Annotated in this window: 10 protein-coding genes; 4 read left to right on the top strand and 6 right to left on the bottom strand. The window is 70.8% G+C overall.

Features of this window, described 5'->3' with window-relative positions; all coding sequences use genetic code 11:
• Nucleotides 1-283 precede the first annotated feature (283 nt).
• Nucleotides 284-1,684, bottom strand: coding sequence for a CPBP family intramembrane glutamic endopeptidase (locus IQ216_RS08470; RefSeq protein ID WP_193815137.1), 1,401 nt, complete (start codon nucleotides 1,682-1,684; stop codon nucleotides 284-286).
• Nucleotides 1,685-1,847: 163 nt separating this feature from the next.
• Between IQ216_RS08470 and IQ216_RS08465 the strand changes: the two genes are divergently transcribed.
• Both IQ216_RS08465 and IQ216_RS08460 read left to right on the top strand, forming a co-directional pair.
• Nucleotides 1,848-3,251: a histidine phosphatase family protein gene (locus IQ216_RS08465; protein WP_370566673.1), complete on the top strand. Its 1,404-nt coding sequence runs from the start codon at nucleotides 1,848-1,850 to the stop codon at nucleotides 3,249-3,251.
• Between the two features lie 9 nt (nucleotides 3,252-3,260).
• Entirely contained in the window at nucleotides 3,261-4,577 is a 1,317-nt protein-coding gene (locus tag IQ216_RS08460) for a dihydroorotase (protein WP_193815135.1), read from the top strand.
• Here IQ216_RS08460 and lepB read toward each other — a convergent pair.
• Nucleotides 4,510-5,262 carry a signal peptidase I gene (gene lepB / locus IQ216_RS08455; RefSeq protein ID WP_228007301.1) on the bottom strand — a complete coding sequence of 251 codons (753 nt, stop codon included), beginning with the start codon at nucleotides 5,260-5,262 and terminating at the stop codon, nucleotides 4,510-4,512. The two genes, IQ216_RS08460 and lepB, sit on opposite strands and share 68 nt — an antisense overlap.
• Before the next feature lie 72 nt (nucleotides 5,263-5,334).
• On the opposite strand from lepB, the gene IQ216_RS08450 reads away from it, so the two are divergent.
• Nucleotides 5,335-6,849 (top strand): hypothetical protein, encoded by a 1,515-nt coding sequence (locus IQ216_RS08450; protein WP_193815134.1) that lies wholly within the window; start codon nucleotides 5,335-5,337, stop codon nucleotides 6,847-6,849.
• Here IQ216_RS08450 and IQ216_RS08445 read toward each other — a convergent pair.
• Nucleotides 6,800-7,159, bottom strand: coding sequence for a Spx/MgsR family RNA polymerase-binding regulatory protein (locus tag IQ216_RS08445; RefSeq protein ID WP_186696593.1), 360 nt, complete (start codon nucleotides 7,157-7,159; stop codon nucleotides 6,800-6,802). The genes IQ216_RS08450 and IQ216_RS08445 overlap by 50 nt on opposite strands.
• 19 nt (nucleotides 7,160-7,178) lie before the next feature.
• Nucleotides 7,179-7,538, bottom strand: coding sequence for a 2Fe-2S iron-sulfur cluster-binding protein (locus IQ216_RS08440; protein ID WP_186696592.1), 360 nt, complete (start codon nucleotides 7,536-7,538; stop codon nucleotides 7,179-7,181).
• Nucleotides 7,539-7,621: 83 nt separating this feature from the next.
• Between IQ216_RS08440 and IQ216_RS08435 the strand changes: the two genes are divergently transcribed.
• Nucleotides 7,622-8,296, top strand: a complete 675-nt coding sequence (locus tag IQ216_RS08435) for a class I SAM-dependent methyltransferase (RefSeq protein WP_193815133.1) — start codon at nucleotides 7,622-7,624, stop codon at nucleotides 8,294-8,296.
• Here IQ216_RS08435 and IQ216_RS08430 read toward each other — a convergent pair.
• Both IQ216_RS08430 and IQ216_RS14245 read right to left on the bottom strand, forming a co-directional pair.
• A complete protein-coding gene (locus IQ216_RS08430; RefSeq protein ID WP_186696590.1) occupies nucleotides 8,293-8,826 on the bottom strand; it encodes an inorganic diphosphatase in 534 nt (177 codons plus the stop codon). The genes IQ216_RS08435 and IQ216_RS08430 overlap by 4 nt on opposite strands.
• Nucleotides 8,747-8,941 (bottom strand): hypothetical protein (locus tag IQ216_RS14245; protein WP_228007300.1); only part of this gene is annotated, 195 nt, incomplete at its 5' end. The genes IQ216_RS08430 and IQ216_RS14245, both read right to left, overlap by 80 nt.

Below are 8,941 nucleotides of genomic sequence, written 5' to 3'. Positions count from 1 at the left end.
CCCAGGCCCACCAGGGCACCATCGGCCACCCGATGCAATCCAGCCAGCCAGGGGGCCCGCCGGGCCACCTTCTGACCCGAAAGCGAGCCCTGGATCAGTTGGAGCGGGGCGCCGTCGACAGCGCGACGGTTTCCCGTGGCCCGGGTGGCAGGGGCAGGAAACACGGAAGTGGGGCCCTCAAGGGGCTGGCGGGTGGAGGCCTGCCGGGGGACGAACGAGTCGACCACGGATGCTGCGGAACTCTGCGCAAGTGAACCACCCCGCCGCGGCCTCAGCAAGGCTTCTATCCGGCCAGCAACAGCAGATTGGCGAAGGTGAACCCATTCCACAGCGCGTGCACCAGCACGCAGCTGCCGAGCCGGCCGCTGCGCAGCCGCAGCCAGCCGAGCCCCAGCCCCAGCACCATCAGCGGGGCCAGCTCGTTGAGGCTGAGATGGGCGGCCGCGAAGATCAGGGCACTGAGCAGCACCGCCAGGCCCGGGCCGACGCGCTGACCCAGCACCGGAAGCAGCACACCACGGAACAGGGTTTCCTCAAAAAGGGGAGCCAGCAGCACCGCTGTCAGCGCGAAACAGGCCAGGGCCAGGGGCTGTCCGGTGGTCAGCACCAGCTCCAGCAGAGGGTTGCTGCCGCCCTGGTCGCCGGCGATCCGGTCTGTGATCCAGCCCACCAGGGCCACCATCGGCAGCAGCATCAGCATCACCTGCAGCGCCTGCAGGGCGCTGCTGCCGAAGGGGCGCCAGTGCCACTGCAGCCCGCCTGTCGGTTCGCCCTCCCCCATGTGCTCGCTGGCGCGGCCTCGCATCTGGGCCCAGAGAATGGTGAGGGGCGCCAGCATCAGGCCCAGATAGAGCAGCAGCACCTGCAGGCCCTGCTGCAGGGCAGGTTCGCCGTTGAGGGGGCTCAGCAGGGCACCCAGGGCCGGGCTCAGCAGCAGGGGCACGGTGAGTTCCCCCAGCACCACGAAACCGCCGGCGATCAGCAGGGYYACATCCACCAGATCCAGGGGCGGCCCCTCCAGCCGCGGTGCCGCCGGGGCCTGGCCCCGCCACTGTTGCYAGATCTGGCGCAGCAGCAGCCCCACGCCCAGCAGGAGCAGCAGCCCCGGGGCCCAGCTCACCCCCACCAGCCGCCACACGGCCTGTTGCGCTGCGGTGCTGGTGCCGCACCCCTGGGGGTCCTGGCTCAGCCCCTCACAGAGCAGTCTCTGGGTGAGTGGCCGCAGGCTCCAGGGCTGTTGCAGGGTGTCCAGCTGGGAGCGCTCCAGCCGCTGTCCCCGCTCCAGGGCCGTCACCAGGGCTCTCTGGTCGCTGGGGATCTGCTCCTGCAGGCGATCCCGCAGCTGGCTGGCCTTGATGTCCTGGCCCTGGCGCTGTTGCAGCAGGGCGAGCTGCAGCAGGGGCTCGCCCTGGCCTGGGCCCGGATCGGCCTCGTCCTGAGCGAGCAGTGACTGGCGCAGCTCCTCGAGTGGATCGACCCCGGTGAGCAGGGGCTGCAGCGAGGGGGGCGCTGCAGGCATGGCCAGGGCCCGCAGTTCCAGCTGCCGCTGGTCCAGGGCCCCGGTGACGGTGGGTTTCTCCAGGCTGAGCAGGAGGCCGTTCAGCCAGAGCAGGCCAGTGATCAACAGGCAGAGCAGGGCCAGAAGCGATTTCCAGGCTGGCGTTCTCGAGCCTCGGGCGTTCAAGCTGGCGTCCTGCGGAGGGAAGGTGATGGCCCGATTCTGTCCTTGCGCGCCCTGGGCCGCTGCTGCCGGCGCAGACCGCACGCCAGCCTGGGGCTGATCCCTGCTGCCCGGCCAGGGGCCTCCACAGTGCTCCCATACGATGGCGCCAGCAGCCAGAGCGCCGGTGGCCCTACGGATCGTGTTGGTTCGCCACGGCCTCAGCAGCTTCAACGCCGAGCGGCGCATCCAGGGACGGGACGATCTTTCCACGCTCACGCCGGAGGGGCACGACCAGGCCCGCCGCGCTGGAGAGGCCCTGCGAGCGGTGGCCTTCAGCGCGGCCTACGCCTCGCCGTTGCGCCGGGCCAGCCACACCGCCGCCAGCCTGCTCCAGGCCCATGGCCAGGGGCTGGAAGCGATCCACGATGACGACCTGGTCGAGATCGATCTCTCCCCCTGGAGCGGCGTCACCCGTGAGGAGCTGGGCCAGCGCTTTCCCGACGGGGAGCGGCTGTGGCGGGAGGCGCCCCACACCCTGACGCTCCAGCATGCCGATGGCCGCCACTATCAGCCGCTTCCCGAGCTGATGCAGCAGGCCGATCGCTTCCTGACGGGGCTGCTCCAGCGCCATGGCGCCGCGATTGACGCGGAGCCTCAGCCGGCGGGGCTCCAGGCCGCTGCAGCCGATGCCAGCGTGCTGGTGGTGGCCCACAACGCGATTCTGCGCTGCCTGGTGCTGCGCCTGCTGCAGCTCGACGCCTCGGATTTTCGCCGTCTGCGCATCGACAACGGCTCGATCTCGGTGCTCAACCTCAGCCCCTCCCCAGGCAGCGCGAACCCCGGCGGCCCCGAACTCAGTGCGGATCCGGCGGTGCAGCTGGAGTCGCTCAACGGAACCGCCCMCCTCGGGGAGCCCCTGCCCAAGAAGGGATCGGGCCCCCGCTTGCTGCTGGTGCGCCACGGCGAAACCGACTGGAACCGCCAGGGCCGGTTCCAGGGCCAGATCGACATCCCCCTCAATGCCCATGGCCTGGCCCAGGCGGAGGCGGCTGGCGGCTTCCTGGGGCCGATCAGCATTCAGCGGGCCTACAGCAGTGGCCTGTCGCGGCCCCGCCAGACCGCCGAAGCGATCCTGGCCTCCCACCCCGGCGTGCCGCTCACCACCTGCAGCGGCCTGGTGGAGATCGGCCATGGGCTCTGGGAGGGCCAGCTGGAGCCTGAGATCCAGGCCGGCTGGCCAAAGCTCCTTGCTGACTGGAAGCGGGCCCCCCAGACCGTGCAGATGCCTGAAGGGGAAACGCTCCAGCAGGTGTGGGATCGCTCCCTGGCCGCCTGGGCGCGGATCGTGGCCAGCCTGGGCCCCGACGAGACGGCGCTGGTGGTGGCCCATGACGCCGTCAACAAGACCATCCTCTGTGGCCTGCTGGGGCTGAAGCCGGCTGACATCTGGGCCATCAAGCAGGGCAACGGCGGCGTCACCGTGATCGACTATCCCCACGGAGCCCAGGAGCTGCCCATGGTGGCCGCCCTGAACCTCACCCCCCACCTCGGCGGGGTGCTCGACCGCACCGCCGCCGGGGCCCTCTAGGCCAGCGTGATGAAGGCGATCTGGCTGCATCAGGTCCAGCTGCTGCGCGGTCCCGGGGCCGAGCTGGATCTGGGTGATGCCCTGCTGGGTGCCGACGGCCGCCTCGAAGCCCTGGGTGTGGAGGCGAGCCGCCGGGCCGCTGGTCTGGGCCTCAGCCCCCGGCCGGCCGGGGGCTCCCTGCTGGCGCCGGTGCTGGTGGATCCCCACTCGGTGCTGGACGATCCCTGGACCGGCCAGGCCGAGACCCTCACCAGCCTGGCCGAGGCCGCCGCCAGGGGCGGCTACGGCACCGTGGCCCTGCTGCCCTGGGCACGGCCCTGGCGCGACCGACCCGAGCGCCTCAACCTCAGCTGGCCGGCCCCGCTGCAACTGCTGCTCTGGGGCAGCTTCAGCCGCGACGGCGCCGACACCGATCTGGCCCTGCACGCGCTCCAGGTCGCCGCCGGCGCCATCGGCCTGGCTGGCGGGCCGGAGTGTCCGCCCCTGGCGCTGCTGGAGCGCGGTCTGCTGCTGGCCGAGGCGCCGCGGCAGCCCCTGCTGGTGGCACCGCGCCAGCTGGCGCTCACCAGCGGCGGCTTCGTGCGGGAGGGCGTGGAGGCGCTGCGGGCCGGCTGGCCGATCGATCCCCAGGTGAGCGAGACCCTGCCTCTGCAATCCCTGCTCACCCTGGCGGCCACGGGCAGCGGCCAGGTGCTCAACCTGATGAACCTCTCCACCGCGGCCGGTGTGGCCGCCCTGGAGCGGGCCCCCTGGCGCCCGCCGGCCACGGTGGCCTGGTGGCATCTGGTTGCCGACAGTGGCAGCCTCTCGCCCACGGCCGAGGGCTGGCGGCTGGAGCCCTCCCTCGGCACTCCCGCCGACCGGCAGGCCCTGATCGCCGCTCTCGCCGCCGGCACGCTCAGCGCCGTGGCGGTGCACCATCAGGCCCTCGATGCGGAGGAGCAGATGCTGCCCCTCGACCAGCGGCCTCCAGGGATAGCCGGTCATGGCGGCCACCACGGACTGGTGCTGCCGGCGCTCTGGCACGCGTTGGTGAGGGGCCGCGGCTGGAGTGCGGCCCAGCTGTGGCAGGTGTTGAGCTGGGGGCCTTCAGGCCTGCTGCAGCAGCCGGCCGAGCGGCTGGTAGCGGGAAGCCGCCGCTGGCTGCTGTTTGATCCCGAGGCCCGGCCGAGCGCCTGGGGCGGCGGCGGCGGCTCCCTGGCGGCGAATCAGCCCGGGCCGCCGCAGGCCTGTGCAGGAGCCGTGCGGGCCACCGGGCTCACGGCGCCGGATCAGTGGTGGCTGGATCCGGCTGCGCCTGGGGCAGCAGCGTTCCCGCCTGGTTGAACGGGAAGAAGCGCCAGAAGGCCCGGCCGATGATCTCGCTGCTCGGCAGAAAGGCCCCCCCTGGCCAGAAGCGTCCATCCCAGCTGTTGGCCCGGTTGTCCCCCAGGGTGAGCACGTGGCCAGGGGGCACCTGCGCCTTCAGGGTGCGGCAGGGTCCCATGCCCCGCTCATCGACGGGGCAGTAGTTCTCCACGTAGGGCTCCTCGAGCTTCTGGCCGTCGATGAACACCTCGCCCCTCGGGTTCACCGCCACCTGTTCGCCTGGCAGGGCCACCACCCGCTTGATGTAGGCGTCGCAGGCCGGATCGCTCACCCCCGGCAGAGAACCCAGAAACGGGATGTTGACCACAAGGCAGCGCAGCGGATTGGGCTCGCGGGCGCCGGCCAGCACCGGATCAAAGCTGTAGGGGGAGCGGAACACCACGATCTCGCCGCGCTGGGGCGCCTCGCGGCGGTAGGTGAGTTTCTCCACCAGCAGACGGTCCTGCAGCTGCAAGCCGGGCAGCATCGAGCCCGAGGGGATGTAGCGGGCCTCCACCACGAACTGGCGGATGCCGAGGGCCACCGCCAGGGTGAGCACCACGCTGCGCCAGAACACCCACGGGCTTTCCGGCTGCTGCGCCGGGGTGACGCGGGCGCCATCCGCCGGATCCTCAGCCTCGATCGGCCTGTTCTCCTGGTTCAACTCCTGAACTCTCCGCGACGGGATGACGGCTCGTCGGGGCAGATTAGGCACGCCTTACCCCCAGCCCTGCCGATGGCCCGTCCCCGCTGGCAGCGATCCCGACCTGTTCCCGCCGGCCTGGGGGCCATCGCCTGGGATCGGTTCGTGGCGATCTGGGCCACGCTGAACCTGCTCTGGGTGGCCTTCGACATCACCTATGTGCCGCTGCGCACCTTCTGGCTGCAGCGCAACCTCTATCCGATTCCCTCGGTGCCCCTGGCGGTGCCGCTCACCTTCATCCCGGACATCACCCCCTGGGTGGATCCGATCAAGGGGATTGAGCCCCATCGGGAAACCAGCACCTTCTTGAAGCAGTTCAAGGAGCTGGAGCGGGTGATGGACCAGCCCGCCGCCGACCCCGCCCTGAAGACGAGGCTGCTGCAGCGCCAGGCGGATCTGATGGCCCAGATGGTGGACAGCAACCCCTTCCTGGCCTCCGACCGGGCCGGCACGCTGGAGAAGATCAAGAACCGCCTGCGCCAGCGCGCCGACCTCGACTCCTCCAAGGATTCCGCCCAGCGGCTGCTCAGCCCCGAGTGGCTGGCCAGCAACCCCTGGGCGGGCGAGCGGCGCTTCTGGGCCGACCAGGTGCTGCCCCTGGTGGAGACCAACTACTGGCGTTCGATCGACGAGAACGGCCGGCCCACGGACCACTTCTGGCGTATCGACCTGTTGCTGTTCCAGAGCGTGTTCCTGCTGGACATCCTGCAGCGGCTGATCCGGATCAAGCGGCGGCTGCCTGGCCTGGCCTGGCACGAGGTGCTGTTGAGGCGCTGGACCGACCTGCCCCTGCTGCTGCCCTTCTGGCGCTGGCTGCGCATCGTGCCCGTGGGGGAGCGGCTGCAGACCTCCGGGCTGGTGAATCTGGAGCCCCTGCGGGCCGTGGTGAGCAGGGGCGTGGTGGCCCTCCTGGCGGTGGAGCTGTTCGAGGTGCTGGCCCTGCAGCTGCTGGATGGCATCCAGGGTCTGATCCGCTCGCGCCAGTGGCCGCAGCGCATCCGCAGCCTGCGCAGCCACCAGAGCGTGGCCAGCAGCCGCGATGAGCGGGAGCTGGCCGAGCTGGTGCGGATCTGGGCGCCCCTGCTGCTCAGTCAGGTGGCCCCGCGCCTGGCCCCGGAGCTCCAGGGGGTGCTGAGTTACAGCCTGCGCCAGAGCCTGGATCGCACGGTGGTGCCGCCGCCGCTGCGGCAGCTGCAGCCGCTGATGCAGATGGAGAGCGGTCTCAGCCGCCAGCTGGCCAACGGCATGGTGGAGAGCCTGCTGGAGCTCTCGCGCAATGCCGGCAGCAGCCTGTCGCGCCGCGATGACGCCCAGCTGGAGCTGCTGCAGCGCTTCGTGGACCGCTTCTGGGAGGAGCTGGCCGTGGCGCTGGAGAGCGGACCGGCCCTGGAGCGCTCCCAGGGCCTGCTCTGTGCCCTGCTGGAGCAGCTCAAGGGGTCTTACCTCACCCAGATCAGCCGCGCCGGCATCGAGTCGCTGCTGCGGGAGCTGGATGCCCTCACGGTGCCGCCCCCTCCTCCAGCAGGGTCTGCCACTCCTCGGGCTTGAAGCCGATCAGCAGGCGGCCGTCGTCGCTGACCAGCAGGGGGCGCTTGATCAGCCGGCCATCGGCGGCCAGGGCCTCGATGGCCTGACTGTCGTCCATGGCCTTCACGGTGGCGGCGCCCAGGGCTCGGTAGCTCTGGCCACTGGTGTTGAACAGTCGCCCCCGGCCGAGCTGCGTCAGGGCCTGCTCCAGCAGGGGCCGGCCGGGCGGGGTGAGGGTGATGTCGATCAACTCCACCGTCAGGCCGTGCTGCCGCAGCCAGGCGATGGCCCGGCGGCAGGTGCTGCAGCCGGAATAGCTGTAGAGCTTCATGGCCGGGCGGGGCCGAGCTTCAGCGGCCCACCAGGGCCTTGAGGGCGCCCACCAGGCTGTTGGTGCCCTTGCCCACGCCATCGGCGGGGCGGGTGCGCACTGTCACGTCGCCATTGACACTGGTGCGGCAGCTGAGGCGGTAGTTGGCGGGGCGATCGGCCAGGTACACCTCCTCGACATCGCTGCGGGGGGAGAGGTTCTGCAGGCCCTCCAGCACCTCCATCACGCAGGTGCCGCACTGGCCGATGCCGCCGCAGTTATTGACATTGTTGAAGCCCTTGTAGGGGTTGATGCCGGCATCGAGAGCGGCCTTGCGGAGGTTGGCCCCCTCGATGCAACCGACCTGCTGGCCTTCCTGTTCGAATCGGATGGTGGGCACGGCCGATCAAGGGTGAAACGCGTCCGCAAACCTAAGGCCCCCGGGTACCCCCTGCCTAGCATCGAAGCACTTGTTGCGCGTTCTTGGCTGTTCCCCAGGCTGACGACCTCACCGCCCAGCAGCTGATCCCGGGCTACGCGAGCCTGGCCCGCCTCTCGGTGGCTCTGCTGGCCGCCTCCGCCCGGGCTGGCCTCGAGGGGGCTGCGGTGCTGGTGGCGGGTTGCGGCACCGGCGCCGAGCTGGTCGAGGCCCGGGCCCAGCGCCCCGACTGGCGCATCACCGCCCTCGACCCCTCAGCGGAGATGCTGGCGGCGGCCCGCCAGAGGCTTGGCGGCGAGGGCATTGACTGGCGCCAGGCCAGGGTGGAAGACCTGGAGGGCAGCGGCTGCTTCGCCGGCGCCCTGTCGGTGCTGGTGCTGCAGTCGCTGCCGGATGACGGCACCAAGCTGGCCTTCCTCACCGCCCTGGCCCGCAGCCTCGAGCCGGGCGGCCAGCTGGTGCTCGTTGACCTGATGGCCCCCGAGCGCTCGCCGCTGGAGGCCCAGGTGCAGCAGGCCTGGCTGGGGTTCCAGCGCGCCAGCGGCCTCGAGGCTCTGGCGAGCAGCGCAGACGGCGAGCTCACGGCCCTCACCCACGGTCTGCACCCGATCGGGGTGGCCCGGCTGACGGCCCTGGTCAATGCCGCCGGCTTCAGCGATCCGGCCAGGGTGTTCCAGGCCCTGGGTTACGAGGGCTTCCTGCTGCAGCGCGCCAGCTAACTCCGGGGGCTGGGCTGGCTCTGGAGTGCTGCCTGGATGCAGTGCTTCAGCAGGGCTGGCACCGCCTCGGGGTCGAGCCAACCCTGGATCAGGGTGATCCGGCCCTCCATGTTCTTGTAGGTGCGGAAGAACTCCGCCACCTCTTCGAGGGTGTCGGGGGCGATCTGGCGAATGGAGTGGATGTGCTGCTGGCGGAATCCCACCTCCGGCACACACAGCAGCTTGCCGTCGTGGCAGCCCTCATCCACCATGTCGAGGATCCCGATCGGCCGGGCCCGGATCAGACAGCCCGCGAAGGTGGGCTCCTCCATGATCACCATGGCGTCCAGGGGAGCGCCGTCGTCGGCGAGGGTGTTGGGGATGAAGCCGTAGTCGAAGGGGTAGCGCACGGAGGAGTGCAGCACCCGATCGAGGGCCATCACGCCGGCGACGCTGTTGTATTCGTATTTGTTACGGCTGCCGGCGGGGATCTCCACCACCAGGTTCACCAGCCCTGGCGCTGGGGATGCCGGCAGGTGGCTGAGATCCATAGAACAGGTAGGGGCCCGGGGGGCTGGGACGTCCTGCCACCACGGTGGCCAGGGGGACGATGGCGGTGAGCAGGGCGATGGCCGCTCCCATCAGGAAGGCAAGGGGTTCTCCGCC

Origin of the sequence: Cyanobium sp. LEGE 06143, from assembly GCF_015207535.1 — a bacterium.
GTDB lineage: Bacteria > Cyanobacteriota > Cyanobacteriia > PCC-6307 > Cyanobiaceae > NIES-981.
This window is presented reverse-complemented; position numbering and strand designations above follow the sequence as displayed.

Coding starts and splice junctions, on each gene's coding strand:
- IQ216_RS08460 (WP_193815135.1), top strand. CDS start 3,261: ATGAAGGCGATCTGGCTGCATCAGGTCCAGCTGCTGCGCGGTCCCGGG.
- IQ216_RS08430 (WP_186696590.1), bottom strand. CDS start 8,826: ATGGATCTCAGCCACCTGCCGGCATCCCCAGCGCCAGGGCTGGTGAAC.
- IQ216_RS08445 (WP_186696593.1), bottom strand. CDS start 7,159: ATGAAGCTCTACAGCTATTCCGGCTGCAGCACCTGCCGCCGGGCCATC.
- IQ216_RS08450 (WP_193815134.1), top strand. CDS start 5,335: ATGGCCCGTCCCCGCTGGCAGCGATCCCGACCTGTTCCCGCCGGCCTG.